The organism is Streptomyces sp. NPDC006655, from assembly GCF_040703965.1.
Lineage (GTDB): Bacteria > Actinomycetota > Actinomycetes > Streptomycetales > Streptomycetaceae > Streptomyces.
In genome coordinates this window covers 23,740-41,771 of sequence record NZ_JBEYJU010000083.1, presented here as the reverse complement: position 1 = coordinate 41,771, position 18,032 = coordinate 23,740, and the positions used below count along the sequence as shown (strand labels likewise).

The window sequence follows — 18,032 nt, the reverse complement described above, 5'->3', positions numbered from 1 at the left end:
AGGTGGCTCCGCCACATGACCCGCCACCCCGCACGCCGATCGCACGCACCGAACACCGCTCCTTCTCCCACGGAGATCCATCAGAAGGGCCCTAGCGGAGCATGCCCTCAAGGAAGTCGCTGCCCAGCCGGGCGACGACCGTGACGTCCAGCTGGTGCAGCACGTAACGGCCGCGGCGGCGCGTCGTGACCAGGCCCGCCTTCTTGAGCACCCCCAGGTGCCGGGACACCTCCGGCGCCGACAGGCCGTGCACCCGCGCCAGATCGCTGGTGGTGTACGCGCTGCGCGCCAGGTGCCGGCACAGCCGCATCCGGACGGGGTGGGAGAGCGCGGCCATCCGCAGCGTCAACTGCTCCACCGAGGCCGGGGTGGCCGGCTCCGGTGAACCGACCGGGTAGTGCAGCACCGGCTGCCAGCCGTAGCGGTGCAGCACCATCAGATGCGGCCAGCCGAGGCTGGTGGGCACGAGCAGCAGGCCGTCGGTGTCCGTCACCGCGTGGCCGTCGGTCAGCTTGTCCACGGTGATCCGCGAGGCCGCCTCGTCGAGCGTCACGGAGGGTGAGACGGCGGCCAGCGCCTCGGCCAGCCCCTTGTGCCGCAGCAGCTCGGTCTTGTGCCGGGCGTCGGCCGCCAGCTGGTGGCGCAGCCGCGACCATGCCTCGTCGAAGAACGCCGCCGCGCAGTCCGCCAGGAACCGCCGCAGCCACGCGCGCACGCTCGGCGGATCGTCCAGCAGCCGCTGGGTGAAGCGGACCTGCCGCGGACCGCGGGAGGCCGCCACCTCCTGCGCCCGGCGCCGCGCGACCGGGTCCGACAGGATGTCCGGTGCCTTCGCGTCGTACGACCACACGCAGGTGAACTCCAGGGCGGCGTCCACGAACTGCTCGTCCGTCAGCTTGTCCAGCTGATCCAGCTCCTCCGCGAGCGTGCCGCCCGGGACGGCGCCCGGTACGCCCGCGAACGGCAGGAACAGGTCGGAGAACGTCGACCGCCACAGGAAGTCCGCCTCGCACATCCGGTCCGCCAGGTCCGGCTCCAGACGTGCGGTCACGCCCGTCACCCAGCCCTGGAGGCCGGGGTGGTGTCCCGGCTCGGACAGCGCGTGCAGCGCCATGCCGAGCTCGGCCAGCGGAGAGGGCACGACGGCGACCCTCTCCGGCCGCAGCCCCGCGATGTCGATGCGCACGCTCATGTGCCCATCGTGCACCCCGCCACCGACAACGCCCCCGCCCGCGGGCGCTTCGGCGACGGGGGGTTGGGGGTTCACGGCAACCGTGTCACGAAGTCCGCGACCGCCGCCCGTACCTCCTGCGCCGTCCAGTCCAGACCCGCCGCCGTCACCGTCACCTCCGTCATCGAGATGCCCGGTCCCTTCGTCTCCCAGAAGCCGGCGAAGAGGTAGGTGCCGGTCTCCTCGGCCTGCCTCAGCGCCGTCTCCGTCAGCGCGTCCGCGTCGTACGGCAGCCAGACCTGGAACTGGTGGGTGTGCGGCTCCGCGGGATGCACCCGCGACCAGGGGACGCCGGCTTCCGTGAAGCCCTCGCGCAGTGCCGTGGCGACCACGCGCGCGTGCCGTACGTAGTCCGGGAGGCGCGGGAGTTCGCGGTCCAGGCCGACGAGAGCGGCGAGGGCGGTCGGGAACTGCTGGAAGACCATCCCGCCGTACCGGTGGCGCCAGGCCTTCGCCTCCTCGATCAGGGGAGAGGGGCCGGCCAGCGCGGCGCCGCCGAAACCGCCCAGGGACTTGTAGAACGACACGTAGACGCTGTCCGCGAGGTCCGCGATCTCGGGCAGCGGGCGGCCGAAGTGGACGGTGGTCTCCCACAGGCGGGCCCCGTCGAAGTGCACCACCGCGTCGCGGTCCCGGGCGGCCTCCACGACCTCGGTGAGTTCCTCCCAGGAGGGCAGCACGAAACCGGCGTCCCGCAGGGGAAGTTCCAGCATCAGGGCCCCGAAGGGCTCCTCGAAGTCACGTATCTCCCGTGCGGTGGGGAGCCGGGGCTCGCGGGTGACGCGCACCGTGCGCAGGCCGGCCACCTCCCGGAAGGCGCCGCGTTCGTGCACCTCGGGGTGGGCGAGGGCGTGCAGGGCGACCGTGCCGTTGCCGGTGCGGCCCGCCCAGCAGCGCAGGGCGACCTGCTGGGCCATCGTGCCGGTCGGGAAGAGCGCGGCGGCCTCCGCGCCCAGCAGGGCCGCGACCCGCTTCTCCAGGGCCTCGACGACGCCGTTGCCGTAGACGTCCACGGCCTCGTCCAGGTCGTACACCCCGGGCGCCGCCTCCTGGAGCCGCGCCAGCTGGTCGCGGAGCGAGGCGCGCAGGTTCACGCGCGCGAGGACGCGTCCGGCCGCCCGGTAGGCGGCCGCGCGCCGCTCCCGGAGGCGTTCCTCGGCGGCGAGGGAACCGCGGGGCCGCTCACCCGGCTGCTCACCCTCGCCGGTCTCGTCCTCGGTGGTCTCGTCCTCGGTGGTCTCGTTCTGGGGGTTGTCGCTCATGCCGTGGATGATGCCCGGCCGGTTCCCGTGCGATGTGACGGGTCACCCACAGCCTGTGGACGGCCAACCGCGCCCGGACCCGATAGCGTTAACATGACGAGAAATCGTCCGGTACCCAGAGCGGACTGGAACGGGAAGGCCACTGTCGCGTGAGTACAGTCCAACACCCAGACCCCAGCGACCGCCCCGCACGGCTCACCGTGGGCGTCGTCGGCGCCGGCCGCGTCGGCCCCGCGCTCGCCGCGTCCCTGCAGCTCGCCGGGCACCGCCCGGTCGCCGTGTCCGGGGTCTCCGACACCTCCCGGCGCCGCGCCGAGGCGATGCTCCCCGACGTCCCGCTGGTACCGCCCGCCGAGGTCCTCCAGCGCGCCGACCTGGTGCTCCTGACCGTCCCCGACGACGCCCTGCCGGGCCTCGTGACGGGCCTCGCCGAGACCGGCGCGGTCCGTCCGGGACAGCTGCTGGTGCACACCTCCGGACGGTACGGCGCGCGGGTCCTCGACCCCGCCCTGCGCGCGGGCGCGCTGCCGCTGGCCCTGCATCCCGCGATGACCTTCACGGGCACACCGGTGGACGTACAGCGGCTGGCCGGCTGCGCGTTCGGCGTCACCGCGCCCGAGGAGCTGCGGCTGGCGGCGCAGGCCCTGGTCATCGAGATGGGCGGCGAGCCGGAGTGGATCCTGGAGGAGAACCGCCCGCTCTACCACGCGGCCCTCGCGCTCGGCGCGAACCATCTGGTCACCCTGGTCGCCCAGGCCATGGAGCTGCTGCGCACCGCCGGTGTGGAGGCCCCCGACCGGATGCTCGGCCCGCTGCTGGGCGCGGCCCTGGACAACGCCCTGCGCTCCGGTGACGCGGCGCTGACCGGGCCGGTCGCGCGCGGGGACGCGGGCACCGTGGCCGCGCACGTCACGGAGCTGCGCAGGCACGCCCCGCAGGCCGTCGACGGCTACCTGGCGATGGCTCGCGCGACGGCCGACCGTGCCCTCGCGCACGGCCTGCTGAAGCCGGAGCTCGCCGAGGACCTCCTCGGCGTCCTCGCGAACCGTGCCGTCGACGGGAACGGCACCGACGGCACCGAAGGCACCGAGGGGAACGCCCGATGACGACCGCCCTGCTGAGCACCGCCGACGAACTGCACGCGCGGGTGCGCCACGGCCGCCGCGCCGTCGTGATGACCATGGGAGCCCTCCACGAGGGCCACGCCACGCTGATCCGCACCGCGCGCGAAGCCGCGGGCCCGGACGGCGAGGTCGTCGTCACGGTCTTCGTCAACCCGCTGCAGTTCGGGGCGGGCGAGGATCTCGACCGCTATCCGCGCACGCTGGAAGCCGATCTGAAGCTCGCCGAACAGGCGGGCGCCGACGCCGTTTTCGCCCCCTCGGTCGACGAGGTCTACCCGGGCGGCCGGCCCCAGGTGCGGGTCACCGCGGGGCCGATGGGCACCCTCCTGGAGGGCGCCTCGCGTCCCGGGCACTTCGACGGCGTCCTCACCGTCGTCGCCAAGCTGCTGCACCTCACCCGGCCGGACGTGGCCCTGTTCGGGCAGAAGGACGCCCAGCAGCTGGCCGTGATCCGGCGCATGGTGCGCGACCTGAACTTCGGCATCGAGATCATCGGCGTGCCGACCGTGCGCGAGAGCGACGGACTCGCGCTGTCCAGCCGCAACCGCTACCTGTCGGCCGACGAGCGGCGCACGGCGCTCACCCTGTCCCGCGCGCTGTTCGCCGGACGCGACCGGCACGCGGCGCAGGAGGCGCTGCGCGCGCGGGCCCTGGAGGTGCCCTCCACGCGCGCGCGTGCCGAGGCCCTCAGCGCCATAGGGGAGTCCCGCGCCGCCGCCGACGCGCACGCCGTCGCCAAGGCGGTGCCGAACGCCGCCGCGGCCGTTCGCGCGGCCGCCCGGGCCGTCCTGGACGAGGGCGTGCACTTCGACCCGCCGCTCGAACTGGACTACCTCGCCCTGGTCGACCCCGCCGACTTCACCGAGATCGACGACGACTTCACGGGTGAGGCCGTCCTCGCCGTCGCCGCCCGGGTCGGCACCACCCGGCTGATCGACAACATCCCCCTCACCTTCGCCGCCCCCGGAGCCGCCTCGTGACCAGTACCGGCATACGACTGCACGCGCCCGCCCCCGGATGGTCCATCGACGCCGACGTGGTGGTCGTCGGGTCCGGCGTCGCCGGACTGACCGCCGCCCTGCGCTGCGAGGCCGCGGGACTGACCACGGTCGTCGTCACCAAGGCACTCCTCGACGACGGCTCCACGCGCTGGGCGCAGGGCGGCGTCGCCGCGGCCCTGGGCGAGGGCGACACCCCCGAGCAGCATCTGGACGACACCCTGGTCGCGGGCGTCGGCCTGTGCGACGAGGACGCCGTCCGGATCCTCGTCACCGAGGGCCCGGACGCGGTACGACGGCTGATCTCGACCGGCGCCCACTTCGACACCGACGCGGACGGCGGCATCGAGCTCACCCGCGAGGGCGGCCACCACCGGCGACGGATCGTCCACGCGGGCGGCGACGCGACCGGCGCGGAGATCTCCCGGGCGCTGGTGGAAGCGGCTCGCGCGCGGGGCGTGCGCATGATCGAGAACGCCTTGGTGCTCGACCTGCTGACGGACGCCGAGGGGCGCGCGGCGGGCGTGACCCTGCACGTGATGGGCGAGGGCCAGCACGACGGTGTGGGCGCCGTGCACGCCCCCGCGGTCGTCCTCGCGACCGGCGGGATGGGCCAGGTCTTCTCCGCGACCACCAACCCCGCGGTGTCCACGGGCGACGGCGTGGCGCTGGCGCTGCGCGCGGGCGCCGAGGTCAGCGACCTCGAATTCGTGCAGTTCCACCCGACCGTGCTGTTCCTCGGCGCCGACGCGGAAGGCCAGCAGCCGCTGGTCTCCGAGGCGGTGCGCGGCGAGGGTGCGCACCTGGTCGACGCGGCCGGCGTGCGCTTCATGGTCGGGCAGCACGAACTGGCCGAGCTGGCGCCCCGGGACATCGTCGCCAAGGCCATCACGCGGCGCATGCAGGAGCAGGACGCCGAGCACATGTTCCTGGACGCCCGGCACTTCGGCGCCGACATGTGGGAGCACCGTTTCCCGACCATCCTGGCCGCCTGCCGGGCGCACGGCATCGACCCGGTCACCGAGCCCATCCCGATAGCGCCGGCCGCGCACTACGCCTCCGGTGGCGTGCGCACCGACGCGCGCGGGCGCACGACCGTCCCCGGCCTGTACGCCTGCGGAGAGGTCGCGTGCACCGGCGTGCACGGCGCGAACCGGCTCGCGTCCAACTCCCTCCTGGAGGGCCTGGTCTACGCCGAACGCATCGTCGCCGACATCACGGAGCGGCACGCGGCGGACCGGCTCCACGCACGCGTACCCGCACCGGTCCCGCACCCCGACGAGCCCGACCACCCGCTGCAGACCCCCGAGGCCCGGTTCGCCATCCAGCGGATCATGACCGAGGGCGCCGGCGTCCTGCGCTCCGCCGAGTCCCTGACCAGGGCCGCCGAACAGCTGCAGCGCCTGCACACCGAGGCCCGCGAGGCACTCGCGGAGAACGGCAAGACCGCCGAGCCCGGCGTCGACACCTGGGAGGCCACCAACCTCCTGTGCGTCGCGCGCGTGCTCGTCGAGGCGGCCCTCCGCCGCGCGGAGACCCGCGGCTGCCACTGGCGCGAGGACCACGCCGACCGCGACGACGCGAACTGGCGGCGCCACATCGTCGTACGGCTCAATCCGGACCGTTCGCTGGCCGTACGCACCACCGACACCGCAGACTTCCCCCCGACCCGGCCGCACCAGCCATCCCAGGAGCAGTGACAGACGTGAGCACCAACGATCTTCCCCTCGCCGACGGCGGCGGCTGCGGCGACGGCTGTGCCTGTGGCGCCCAGGGCGACGAGGAGTACTTCGAGTGCGGGCTCGACCCCGCGCTCGCCGAACTCCTCGCCGCCGCCGGACTCGACCCCCTGGAGGTCGAGGACATCGCCAACGTGGCCATCCAGGAGGACCTGGACAACGGCGTGGACGTCACCACCGTCGCGACGATCCCCGAGGAGGCCGTGGCGACCGCCGACTTCGTCGCGCGCGAGGCGGGCGTCGTCGCGGGCCTCCGGGTCGCCGAGGCCGTGGTCTCCGTGGTCTGCACCGACGAGTTCGAGGTCGAGCGGCACGTCGAGGACGGCGACCGGGTGGAGGCCGGGCAGCCGCTGCTGTCCGTCACCACCCGCACCCGCGATCTGCTCACCGCCGAACGCAGCGCGCTCAACATCCTGAACCGGCTGTCCGGCATCGCGACCGCCACGCGCGCGTGGGCCGATGCCCTGGAGGGCACGGACACGCGCGTGCGCGACACCCGCAAGACCACCCCGGGGCTGCGCTCCCTGGAGAAGTTCGCGGTGCGCTGCGGCGGTGGCGTCAACCACCGCATGTCGCTCTCCGACGCGGCCCTCGTGAAGGACAACCACGTGCTCGCCGCCGGTGGCGTCGCCCAGGCATTCAAGGCCGTCCGCGAGGCCTTCCCCGACCTGGCGATCGAGGTCGAGGTGGACACGCTGCACCAGCTGCGCGAGGTCGTCGACGCGGGCGCCGACCTGATCCTGCTGGACAACTTCACGCCCGGCGAGTGCGAGGAGGCCGTCGCCCTCGTGCACGGCCGCGCGCTCCTGGAGGCGTCCGGGCGGCTCACCCTGGAGAACGCGCGGGCGTACGCCGACACCGGCGTGGACTTCCTGGCCGTCGGCGCCCTGACCCACTCCTCGCCGATCCTGGACATCGGCCTGGACCTGCGCGCGGCGGAGTGACGCCATGCTCCTCACGATCGACGTCGGCAACACGCACACCGTCCTCGGCCTCTTCGACGGCGAGGACATCGTCGAGCACTGGCGCATCTCCACGGACGCGCGCCGTACCGCCGACGAGCTGGCGGTGCTCCTCCAGGGCCTGATGGGCATGCACCCGCTGCTCGGCGACGAGCTCGGCGACGGCATCGACGGGATCGCGATCTGCGCGACCGTGCCGTCCGTGCTGCACGAGCTGCGCGAGGTCACGCGGCGCTACTACGGCGACGTGCCCGCGGTTCTCGTCGAGCCCGGGGTGAAGACCGGGGTGCCGGTCCTGACCGACCACCCGAAGGAGGTCGGCGCGGACCGGATCATCAACGCGGTCGCGGCCGTCGAGCTGTTCGGGGGCCCGGCGATCGTCGTCGACTTCGGCACCGCGACGACCTTCGACGCGGTGTCCGCGCGCGGGGAGTACGTCGGCGGTGTGATCGCGCCCGGTATCGAGATCTCCGTGGAGGCGCTGGGCGTCAAGGGCGCCCAGCTGCGGAAGATCGAGGTGGCCCGGCCGCGGAGCGTGATCGGGAAGAACACGGTGGAGGCCATGCAGGCGGGCATCGTGTACGGGTTCGCCGGGCAGGTCGACGGGGTGGTCGGGCGGATGGCCCGGGAGCTGGCGGACGACCCGGACGACGTGACGGTGATCGCGACGGGCGGGCTGGCGCCGATGGTGCTGGGCGAGTCGTCGGTGATCGACGAGCACGAGCCGTGGCTGACGCTGGTGGGGCTGCGGCTGGTGTACGAGCGGAACGTGTCGCGGCTGTAGGCGGCCCCGGGCGGGGCGCGGCGTGGCACCGGGCGGCGGGATGCACCCCCGCCGCCCGAGCCGCCCCGCCCTGCCGCCCCCACTTTCCGCGTCGTGCCCGCGGTCCGCGCTGTCCGCGCCGTTCGCGCCGCCCCCGCGCGAGGGCCCCCGCCGAGAGGCGGCTAGGCGGGTGGCCCCTGCCGCGCCACACCCGCACCCTGTGTCTGGTTTGTCTGATTTACGCGTATCTTCGGTCCATGCCCACGCCCTACGGATCCCGCGGCGGCATGGCGTTCGGTGCGGAGGAGCTGCGCGTGCTCCGCCGTGCTCTCGCCCTCGCCCTTCACCCCGGCCCCGCCTCCGCCGACGACATCAAGCACTGTCATCGGCTCGCCGAGTCGCTCGACGAGGCGACGCGCGAGGCGGCCCGGCTGCGTGCCTTCCTGGTGGCCGATCTCGCCCGGTACCGGGCCGCCCTGCCGGGGACCGTCACCGCTTACCTGGCCCTTCTGGAGGAGGTCCTGGCCGCCGGGCACCGGCCCACCCCGGACGATCTCGCCGCGCTGCGGGCGCTGCGGGGCAACCCGGGCGCCGCCGCGCTGCTCGCCCGGTGCCAGGACCTCGCCGAGCACGACGTGCGGGCCCGCCTCGCGCAGGGCGCCCGCAAGGTACCGGCGCCCGCCGTTCCGCTCTCCAGGGCCCGCCTGGCGGCCCTGTCGGGCGGTGTGGCCGGGGAGCCGGAGCGCAAGCCGAAGGAGAAGCCCGCCGAGCGGCCGGCCCCGCGGCCCGCGACTCCCGAGCCCGCCGCGCCGAAGCGCCCCATCCCCACCCCGGGCGAGGTCTTCCCCCGCCGCCGTCCCACCCCGCCCCCCGCCGGACCCCCGCACCAGCTCGCCGCGGGCTGAACGGCCCGGCGCGCGGTGGACGACGCCGAAGTCGGGGGCGACGGCGAGACCCCGCCCCGGGCCGTCCCGCTCGGTGCCGGGACCGCCGCCGGCACATCGGGGTCGGCCGACGGCGGGTGACACGCGGGTGGGTGGGAAAACGGCAGCTCGCGGGGGTTGCGGATCGGTTCGCCCACCCCGCACCTTTCGCCCGGTCCGCCGTGGCTACCCTGGACGCATGGAATATGCCGCCGCGCTCCTGCCTCCGGTCGTCATGGCCATCTTCTTCATCGGCCTGGTCCGGGTGATCGTGAAGACCCAGGGCGGAGCCGCCAAGGCCAAGGAGGACGCCGCCGTCGACGCCGCCCTCGCCCACGCGGAGAGCGTCCGGCAGGCGGCCGCCCCGAAGGCCGACGCCTGACCTTCCGGGCCCCCGCCCGCACGTCACTTTCCGCGCCGTGCGCCCCTTTTGCTCGCGTTTGCAGGCGTAGGTGCACGTCCGGCACGCCTTTGGCGGGATCTCCCACTATTGTCTGAGCTGTGCCTCGCCCATTGGGAGAACTCGAAGACGCGGTCATGACGCGGGTGTGGAAGTGGAACCGCCCGGTGACCGTTCGAGAAGTCCTGGAAGACCTCCAGCAGGAACGGTCCATCGCCTACACCACGGTGATGACCGTTTTGGACAATCTCCATCAGAAGGGCTGGGTCCGCCGCGAGGCCGAAGGCCGCGCCTATCGATATGAGGCCGTCTCCACCAGGGCCGCCTACGCCGCCGCCCTGATGAACGACGCCTGGTCGCAGAGCGACAACCCCGCCGCCGCTCTCGTCGCCTTCTTCGGGATGATGAGCGACGAACAGCGTCAGGCGCTGCGCGACGCCGTACGCATCGTGCAGGGCCCGGATAGGGCGGAACGGCCGGAAGAACGCGAAGGCCGGCCGCCCCGCCAAGAAGACCGGCCGCCCCGCCAAGAGGAGAACCCCGGCTCCGTGGTGGACCACGGAGGGCGATAGCGTCCGCTCATGTCAGCGATGCGCCCCGAAGTCACCGCAAAAGCCATCACCGTCCGGCGGGCCAGGACCGGCGATGTCCCGGCGGTGCGCCGCCTCCTTGACGCGTACGTCCGCGACCGCATCCTGCTCGACAAAGCGACGGTCACGCTTTACGAGGACATCCAGGAGTTCTGGGTCGCGGAACGCGACGACAACGCCGAGGTGGTCGGCTGCGGCGCACTGCACGTGATGTGGGAAGACCTCGCGGAAGTGCGCACTCTCGCGGTGAAGCCGGGCCTCAAGGGCGCCGGTGTCGGTCATCAGTTGCTGGAGAAGTTGGTGGAGACCGCGCGTTGGCTCGGTGTTCGCCGCGTTTTCTGTCTGACCTTCGAAGTCGAGTTCTTCGGGAAGCACGGCTTCGTGGAGATCGGCGAGACGCCCGTGGACACCGATGTCTACGCGGAGCTGTTGCGTTCCTATGACGAGGGCGTCGCGGAGTTCCTCGGACTCGAACGAGTGAAACCGAACACCTTGGGCAACAGCCGGATGCTTCTGCATCTGTGATCGCCAAGGGCCGCCGGGGCAGAGATGGGCAGGAGATCGGCGGGAGATCGGCCCGCTATTCCGGGCATCGCGCCTTGCCCCGGTGCCCTATGTCCGAAACGCGCATGTTTCCGCGTGGGAGCGGGCCCCCCGGTCTCTCCCAGGGGTTTGTGTTTTCCTCGCAAAAGCGGTTTGCTTTCCGACGTACTGCAGTACTGCATATAACAGGGGACGGCGTAACGGCGGACGCCGCGGACCCCCGGCCCTCACGTTTTCGATGAAAGGAAATCCGGTGGCACAGAAGGTTCAGGTCCTTCTTGTCGACGACCTCGACGGCGGCGAGGCGGACGAGACCGTGACGTTCGCGCTGGACGGCAAGACATACGAGATCGATCTCACGACGGCCAATGCGGACAAGCTGCGTGATCTCCTCGACCCCTACGTCAAGGGCGGCCGGCGTACCGGCGGCCGTGCCTCGGGCGGGCGCGGAAAGACCCGTGCGGCTTCCGGCGGCAGCCAGGACACCGCGCAGATCCGCGCCTGGGCGAAGGAGAACGGCTACGAGGTGAACGACCGCGGCCGTGTTCCCGCGACCATTCGCCAGGCCTACGAGGACGCCAACGCCTGACGGTCCGGCTCGCGGCCCGCACGCCGCAGCCGGATGCGGTGGCACTCGGTGGCCACCGTCTCCACCACGCGCACGAGATCGGGGGCGCCTTGGACGCGCCCCGCGGCCGACAGCGTCGGCAGCGAGGCCTCGACCTCGCACCCCGCCCCGGGGGGTCGCAACCAGACGGCGGCCCCCCGTACGGGTTCCGCGATGTCCTCGGCATGTCCGGGCCGGGCCGGCGCCTCCATCCGGCCCCGCGTGCCCAGCGCCCGCACGTCGAGGTCCAGCACGCCCCACTCCAGCCACTCCAGCAGCCCCGGCAGCTCCTCCGCGCCGCCCGCGGCCACCAGCAGCCGCATCCGCTCGCCCTGGAGCGCCACCGGAGAGCTGGGCGTCAGATGCCTGAGCGCCTCGACGCCCGCCCGGGCCGGCACGTCGAGCACATCGAAACGCACGCCCGTGACCAGCCGCAGCGGTTCTCCGGGCGACGCGGGCACTGTCGCCCACCCCAGATCGTTCTCGTACCAGTGCCGTAGCGGGCCCGGCCACCGGGGTCCGCCGGGCGCACCGACGGGACCGCGGTCCTGAGCGGAACCGGAACCGAGCGGACGACGGGGGTGAGGGAGCGTGGAAGCAGCCAGGGGGAGCGTGCCAGCCATGCCACCTGCAACGCCCGAGGACCGCCAGGGTTACGCTGGGTGCTCCGGTGACTGCACAGCGTCTCGGGGCGGGTGCCGAGCGGGCGTCCGGAGCGGCGCAAGGTTGTTCGCCCATAGCGGAGGGATCGGGGGCTCACGGCATGGACTGTCCGTCGCTGCGGGTAAGACATCCCTAGTGGGAGGGGGCGACACGCATGCGAGGCCGTCTCACGTTCGCCATCGGCGTACTGGCGGAAGGGGTAACTGTCTGGCCTGCGGGAACATCGTCTCGCACCATCGGGTTGGAGCAGATGTCGGCGTTCGGGGTCAGGAGGCCATCGACGGTGTCGGCAGTTGGAATGAGCGGTCCCCGCTTGCGGGACTAAGCTGCGGAAGGACAGGGAGGGGAAGTTCCCCCCACTGCCTGACCGCTCTGAGGAGCGATTAACGATGTTCGAGAGGTTCACCGACCGCGCGCGGCGGGTTGTCGTCCTGGCTCAGGAAGAAGCCCGGATGCTCAACCACAACTACATCGGCACCGAGCACATCCTCCTGGGCCTGATCCACGAGGGTGAGGGTGTCGCCGCCAAGGCCCTTGAGAGCCTCGGGATTTCGCTCGAGGCGGTCCGCCAGCAGGTGGAGGAGATCATCGGCCAGGGCCAGCAGGCCCCGTCCGGGCACATCCCCTTCACCCCCCGTGCCAAGAAGGTCCTGGAGCTGTCGCTCCGCGAGGCCCTTCAGCTGGGCCACAACTACATCGGCACGGAGCACATCCTGCTCGGCCTGATCCGTGAGGGCGAGGGCGTCGCCGCCCAGGTCCTGGTCAAGCTGGGCGCTGACCTCAACCGGGTGCGGCAGCAGGTCATCCAGCTGCTCTCCGGCTACCAGGGCAAGGAGACCGCCACCGCCGGCGGCCCTGCCGAGGGCACCCCCTCGACGTCCCTGGTCCTCGACCAGTTCGGCCGGAACCTCACCCAGGCCGCTCGTGAGTCCAAGCTCGACCCGGTCATCGGGCGCGAGAAGGAGATCGAGCGGGTCATGCAGGTGCTGTCCCGCCGTACCAAGAACAACCCGGTCCTGATCGGTGAGCCCGGCGTCGGCAAGACCGCCGTCGTCGAGGGCCTCGCCCAGGCCATCGTCAAGGGCGAGGTGCCCGAGACCCTCAAGGACAAGCACCTCTACACCCTGGACCTCGGCGCCCTGGTCGCCGGCTCCCGCTACCGCGGTGACTTCGAGGAGCGCCTGAAGAAGGTGCTCAAGGAGATCCGCACCCGCGGCGACATCATCCTGTTCATCGACGAGCTCCACACGCTGGTCGGTGCGGGTGCCGCCGAGGGCGCCATCGACGCGGCTTCCATCCTGAAGCCGATGCTGGCCCGCGGTGAGCTCCAGACCATCGGTGCCACCACCCTGGACGAGTACCGCAAGCACCTGGAGAAGGACGCGGCCCTGGAGCGCCGCTTCCAGCCCATCCAGGTCGCCGAGCCGTCCCTGCCGCACACGATCGAGATCCTCAAGGGTCTGCGTGACCGGTACGAGGCCCACCACCGGGTCTCCATCACGGACGAGGCGCTGGTCCAGGCAGCCACCCTGGCCGACCGCTACATCTCGGACCGCTTCCTGCCGGACAAGGCGATCGACCTGATCGACGAGGCCGGTTCCCGGATGCGCATCCGCCGGATGACCGCGCCGCCGGACCTGCGCGAGTTCGACGAGAAGATCGCCGCCGTCCGCCGGGACAAGGAGTCCGCGATCGACTCGCAGGACTTCGAGAAGGCCGCCTCCCTGCGCGACAAGGAGAAGCAGCTCCTGGCCGCCAAGGCCAAGCGGGAGAAGGAGTGGAAGGCCGGCGACATGGACGTCGTCGCCGAGGTCGACGGCGAGCTGATCGCCGAGGTCCTCGCCACGGCCACCGGCATCCCGGTCTTCAAGCTGACCGAGGAGGAGTCGTCCCGCCTGCTGCGCATGGAGGACGAGCTCCACAAGCGGGTCATCGGCCAGGTCGACGCCGTCAAGGCGCTGTCGAAGGCGATCCGCCGTACGCGTGCCGGTCTGAAGGACCCGAAGCGCCCCGGTGGCTCGTTCATCTTCGCCGGCCCGTCCGGTGTCGGTAAGACCGAGCTGTCCAAGGCCCTCGCCGAGTTCCTCTTCGGTGACGAGGACGCGCTGATCTCCCTCGACATGTCGGAGTTCAGCGAGAAGCACACGGTGTCGCGTCTCTTCGGTTCGCCCCCCGGCTACGTGGGCTACGAAGAGGGCGGCCAGCTGACCGAGAAGGTCCGCCGCAAGCCGTTCTCCGTCGTCCTCTTCGACGAGGTGGAGAAGGCCCACCCGGACATCTTCAACAGCCTGCTGCAGATCCTGGAGGACGGTCGGCTGACCGACTCCCAGGGCCGGGTCGTGGACTTCAAGAACACGGTCATCATCATGACGACCAACCTCGGCACCCGGGACATCTCCAAGGGCTTCAACCTGGGCTTCGCGGCCTCGGGTGACACGAAGACCAACTACGAGCGCATGAAGAACAAGGTCCAGGACGAGCTCAAGCAGCACTTCCGGCCCGAGTTCCTCAACCGCGTCGACGACGTGGTGGTCTTCCCGCAGCTCACGCAGGAGGACATCCTGCGGATCGTCGACCTGATGATCAGCAAGGTGGACGAGCGCCTGAAGGACCGGGACATGGGCATCGAGCTCTCCCAGTCCGCCAAGGAGCTGCTGTCCAAGAAGGGCTACGACCCGGTGCTGGGCGCGCGGCCGCTGCGCCGCACGATCCAGCGCGAGGTCGAGGACACGCTCTCGGAGAAGATCCTCTTCGGCGAGCTGCGTCCCGGCCACATCGTGGTCGTCGACACGGAGGGCGAGGGCGACACCGCGACCTTCACCTTCCGCGGCGAGGAGAAGTCGGCACTCCCCGACGTCCCGCCGATCGAGCAGGCGGCCGGCGGAGCCGGACCGAACCTGAGCAAGGAGGCGTAGCCCTTCCGGGGTGAGCCGATGACAGGGGCCGGTGCTTTTCGAAGCACCGGCCCCTGTCGCATGCCGCGGCGCGGCACATAGGAGAGTGGGCCGTCGGGGTCCGCCAGATGATCCCCGGACGTAGGCGGCCGGAGGTGTGCGTCACACCACGCCGTCGACCCTCTGAACGACGGGGGTGACGGGGAGTTCGGGGTCCAGTTCGGTCGCGTGTTCCAGAGAGGCCAGAGCGAGCAGTCGGACCCGGGTGGCGGCCGGTCCGGTCAGCCGCGTGGCCGCGTCGGCGAGGTCCCTCAGCAACTCGGCCCGTTCCCGGGGGCGGGCATGGGCCACGGCCATGCGGACGACGTCCGCCCACTGCTCGTCCGGCGCGCCCCGCACCAGCAGGCCGAAGTCGCCGTCCTCCACCGCCGCCTTCGCGCCCAGGTAGTCCTGGAAGGTGCGGTGCACGAACTCCAGGGTGCCCACGGCGGGCTCCCGGAGCAGGCCGCTGCGCAGCAGCAGGTGGGCGAGGATCGCCCGGGCGTCGCCCTGGGCGGCGGCGGCCGGCAGGGACGGCAGGACGTCCGCGATGATGCGCTCCGCGCGCTCGCGGTCGAGCTCCGACTGGTTGTTGCGGATCAGCCAGTAGGCCAGGCGCTGGAGCAGCTGGACCTGGGGGCGTTCGCCGAGCCGGATGCCGGAGGAGTCGTCGCGGAACATGTCGCGTTCCTCGTCGCGGCGGGTGAGCAGCATCGACAGGGCCGCCTCGTACAGTTCCTGGCGGCCGTGCGGGAGATAGCCGCGGCGGGTCGCGGTGCAGGGCGCAGATCAGGCCGCACATCAGGGGGTTGGTGGCGAGCCGGCCGAGGTCCGGTTTGGTCCGTACGGCGTCGAGCAGCGAGCGTTCGTAGGCGTCGAGGCGGTCGAGGTCGGCGGCGTCGGTGCGGGCGGCGGTGTGCCAGCGCGTGATGAACGCGGCCGTCTCGTCCGGTCCCATCGGGGTGAGGACGAGTTCGCCGAAACCGTCGGCGGCCAGCCAGTCCTCGCGTACGGCGGACGGACGGGAGGTGACCAGCCACTGGTTGCCGGGGTAGGTGTCCAGCAGTTCGCGCAGCCGGCGCCGGGTGCTTTCGCGGTCGCGTTCCGGGATCTCGTCCAGGCCGTCGACCAGGAGCAGACCTCGGCCGGCGGTGAGCACCCGGTCCGCCCAGCCGGCCGGCTGGGCCGCGTGGAAGGGGACGCGTACGGCGGCCAGAAAGGCGTCAGGAGCCGGGAGGCCGCCGGCGCGGCGGACCAGGGTACGCAGCGGGAGGACGAAGGGGATGCGGTCGCCGCGCTCGCCGCGGGCCGCGGTGACGGCCAGCCACTGTACGAGCGTGGTCTTACCCGAGCCGGCGACCCCGCGCAGCAGTACCCGGTCGTGTTCGGACCGCCTCCGTCTCCTCCGCGGGGAAGGGCCGCTCGCCGGGGGCGTCGGCGGTCCGTGACACCAGGACGCGTGCGAGGCGTCGCAGCTCCTTGTCTGTCAGGGTGCGCCGTACGCCGGTCAGGGACAGCAGCGCCGACAGCCGGACGGGCCGGTCGACCAGGGCGGCGCCCGGGCCGTCCGGCACGAACAGCCTCCTGACCAGCGAGCCCATCAGGCTCGATGCCAGCTTGGTACCGAGAACCGCCGGGTCCATCCTCGCCCACCCCCGTAGTCGCGCGAACGCCGCTGGTCAGCGTAGTGCGCGTCACATTTCCGCGGGGTGGGATCCCGGCGGCTCGTGACATAGCGCACGGGGGAAATGTCCGTTACTAGTGGAGATAGTGGGACCTGTGGCCCAGGTGATGGGGATTCGGTACCCGGAGGTATCCGGATGCGGCGGCGTCGGGGACGGTTTGTGCGGCCTGGCGCTCCTGTCAAGAAGGTGACGGTTATGGGGGGCGGGTACTACGAAGTGCCGTAGACGGGCTGTTTGAGCGTTGGGCGGCCTCCGGGTTACCAAGGGATGGCCCACCCGGTGCACGGCCGGCGAACGAGCCGGTGCGCCAGTGGGTTCCCTGTTGCCTACCCCACGAGGTTCCGATGTCCCTGCGCGCCGCTCTCCGTGCCCCCCGTACGTCCTCGCTCCGCAAGCGTGCCGCCGTTCTGGCCGCCGGTGCCGCGGTGACGGCCGTCGTGGGGTCGGGTGTCGCGTCGGCCGCCACCTCCAGCGCCGCCGCCTGGGTCGACCCGGTGAAGAAGTACACCCTCTCCGCGACCTTCAACCAGGCCGGTGGCCTGTGGACCCATCGGCACAGCGGCCAGGACTTCGCCGTGCCCACCGGCACCGAGGTCATCGCCGCCCACGGCGGCACCGTCGTCAAGGCCGGCGGCAACGGCGCCGGCGACGGTCCCGCGTACGGCAACGCCGTCGTCATCAAGCACGCCGACGGCGAGTACTCGCAGTACGCGCACCTCTCGCGCATCGACGTCAGGGTCGGGCAGGTCGTGAAGACCGGTCAGCACATAGCCCTGTCCGGCAGCACCGGCAACTCCACCGGCCCGCACCTGCACTTCGAGATCCGCAAGACGCCGAACTACGGCTCCGCCGTCGACCCGGTCGCCTTCCTGCGCGCCCAGGGCGTGACCGTCTAAGCGGGCCGGTCCGAACCCTGGTGGGCCTGGGTCACCAGGTCCATGGCGACCTCCAGCACGGCTTCCCGCTTCTTCTGGAGGTCGCCCTCGATGTCCTGCATCACGAACATCCCGGCGTGCAGCGTGAACAGCGCGCTGACGCAGCGGATCTGGTCGGTCAGCGGAGCGTCCGGGTCCATCAGGATGTTCCGCAGGCCGCGCATCCGGTCCTTGAAGGTGTCGCCGATGCGCAGCTCCCGGACCGTCGCCTGGTTCTCCTGCATGAACCGGAACAGCGGCTCCGCGTCGCCGAGCGCCTTGCTGTAGCGCCGGACGATCTCCTGTTTGGTCTCCAGGGTGTGGGGCTGGTCCCTGCCCCACTCGATCAGGTCGCTGATGGGCTGCGTCAGATCCTCGAAGACGCTGACCAGGATCTCTTCCTTGGTCTTGAAGTGGTAGTACAGGGCCGCCTTGGTCACGTCGAGGCGCTCGGCGATCTCCCGCAGGGAGGTCTTCTCGTAGCCCTGCTCGGCGAAGAGTTCGAGCGCCACGTCCTGGATGCGCTGGCGGGTGTTGCCGCGGCGCTGCTGCTTGGTGCCGTCCATGGTGACGCCCATCCTCTTACTCCTCGCACTCCCGCGAAAATTCGTCCCGCCGGACGCCGTCGTCCGCCCCGGGAAACTTACTTGACGCCCGGCTAGTGACAGGTCTACCTTCCCAGTGTAGTGAACTAG

General features: G+C 71.9%; 16 protein-coding genes and 1 pseudogene. 12 read left to right on the top strand and 5 right to left on the bottom strand.

The window, feature by feature from the left end:
- Positions 1-91: 91 nt before the first annotated feature.
- Both AB0958_RS34195 and AB0958_RS34190 read right to left on the bottom strand, forming a co-directional pair.
- Entirely contained in the window at positions 92-1,192 is a 1,101-nt protein-coding gene (locus AB0958_RS34195; protein WP_366894351.1) for a DUF5937 family protein, read from the bottom strand.
- Between the two features lie 71 nt (positions 1,193-1,263).
- On the bottom strand, positions 1,264-2,493 hold the full coding sequence (locus AB0958_RS34190) for a beta-eliminating lyase-related protein (RefSeq protein WP_366894350.1): 1,230 nt from the start codon (positions 2,491-2,493) through the stop codon (positions 1,264-1,266).
- A gap of 149 nt (positions 2,494-2,642) precedes the next feature.
- Here AB0958_RS34190 and AB0958_RS34185 point away from each other — a divergent pair, with 149 nt between their 5' ends.
- From AB0958_RS34185 to AB0958_RS34140, 10 genes are all read left to right on the top strand, one after another.
- Positions 2,643-3,599, top strand: coding sequence for a DUF2520 domain-containing protein (locus AB0958_RS34185; protein WP_366894349.1), 957 nt, complete (start codon positions 2,643-2,645; stop codon positions 3,597-3,599).
- Entirely contained in the window at positions 3,596-4,597 is a 1,002-nt protein-coding gene (gene panC / locus AB0958_RS34180) for a pantoate--beta-alanine ligase (protein WP_366894348.1), read from the top strand. Before AB0958_RS34185 ends, panC begins: the two co-directional genes overlap by 4 nt.
- Complete coding sequence (locus AB0958_RS34175; RefSeq protein ID WP_366894347.1) at positions 4,594-6,315, top strand: L-aspartate oxidase; 1,722 nt, start codon at positions 4,594-4,596, stop codon at positions 6,313-6,315. The genes panC and AB0958_RS34175 overlap by 4 nt, the downstream gene beginning before the upstream one ends.
- 5 nt (positions 6,316-6,320) lie before the next feature.
- A complete protein-coding gene (nadC, locus tag AB0958_RS34170; RefSeq protein WP_366894346.1) occupies positions 6,321-7,298 on the top strand; it encodes a carboxylating nicotinate-nucleotide diphosphorylase in 978 nt (325 codons plus the stop codon).
- A 4-nt stretch (positions 7,299-7,302) separates the two neighbouring features.
- Entirely contained in the window at positions 7,303-8,100 is a 798-nt protein-coding gene (locus AB0958_RS34165) for a type III pantothenate kinase (protein WP_366894345.1), read from the top strand.
- Between the two features lie 266 nt (positions 8,101-8,366).
- Positions 8,367-8,984 (top strand): hypothetical protein, encoded by a 618-nt coding sequence (locus AB0958_RS34160; protein ID WP_366894353.1) that lies wholly within the window; start codon positions 8,367-8,369, stop codon positions 8,982-8,984.
- 217 nt (positions 8,985-9,201) lie between these two features.
- Positions 9,202-9,384: a hypothetical protein gene (locus AB0958_RS34155; RefSeq protein WP_366894344.1), complete on the top strand. Its 183-nt coding sequence runs from the start codon at positions 9,202-9,204 to the stop codon at positions 9,382-9,384.
- A 119-nt stretch (positions 9,385-9,503) separates the two neighbouring features.
- A complete protein-coding gene (locus tag AB0958_RS34150) occupies positions 9,504-9,974 on the top strand; it encodes a BlaI/MecI/CopY family transcriptional regulator (RefSeq protein ID WP_366894343.1) in 471 nt (156 codons plus the stop codon).
- Between the two features lie 9 nt (positions 9,975-9,983).
- Positions 9,984-10,517, top strand: coding sequence for an amino-acid N-acetyltransferase (locus AB0958_RS34145; protein WP_132889366.1), 534 nt, complete (start codon positions 9,984-9,986; stop codon positions 10,515-10,517).
- A 271-nt stretch (positions 10,518-10,788) separates the two neighbouring features.
- Positions 10,789-11,124 carry an Lsr2 family protein gene (locus AB0958_RS34140; protein WP_366894342.1) on the top strand — a complete coding sequence of 112 codons (336 nt, stop codon included), beginning with the start codon at positions 10,789-10,791 and terminating at the stop codon, positions 11,122-11,124.
- On the opposite strand, the gene AB0958_RS34135 is transcribed toward AB0958_RS34140, so the two are convergent.
- Entirely contained in the window at positions 11,103-11,765 is a 663-nt protein-coding gene (locus tag AB0958_RS34135; protein ID WP_366894341.1) for an SCO3374 family protein, read from the bottom strand. The genes AB0958_RS34140 and AB0958_RS34135 overlap by 22 nt on opposite strands.
- Before the next feature lie 429 nt (positions 11,766-12,194).
- Between AB0958_RS34135 and AB0958_RS34130 the strand changes: the two genes are divergently transcribed.
- Positions 12,195-14,720: an ATP-dependent Clp protease ATP-binding subunit gene (locus AB0958_RS34130; RefSeq protein WP_132889358.1), complete on the top strand. Its 2,526-nt coding sequence runs from the start codon at positions 12,195-12,197 to the stop codon at positions 14,718-14,720.
- Positions 14,721-14,861: 141 nt separating this feature from the next.
- On the opposite strand, the pseudogene AB0958_RS34125 reads toward AB0958_RS34130, so the two are convergent.
- Positions 14,862-16,381, bottom strand: a pseudogene (locus AB0958_RS34125) (NACHT domain-containing protein).
- 386 nt (positions 16,382-16,767) lie between these two features.
- Here AB0958_RS34125 and AB0958_RS34120 point away from each other — a divergent pair.
- On the top strand, positions 16,768-17,319 hold the full coding sequence (locus AB0958_RS34120) for a M23 family metallopeptidase (protein ID WP_366894340.1): 552 nt from the start codon (positions 16,768-16,770) through the stop codon (positions 17,317-17,319).
- Here the strand turns inward: AB0958_RS34120 and AB0958_RS34115 are convergent.
- Positions 17,316-17,915 carry a TetR/AcrR family transcriptional regulator gene (locus AB0958_RS34115; protein WP_366894339.1) on the bottom strand — a complete coding sequence of 200 codons (600 nt, stop codon included), beginning with the start codon at positions 17,913-17,915 and terminating at the stop codon, positions 17,316-17,318. The genes AB0958_RS34120 and AB0958_RS34115 overlap by 4 nt on opposite strands.
- Positions 17,916-18,032: the final 117 nt, after the last annotated feature.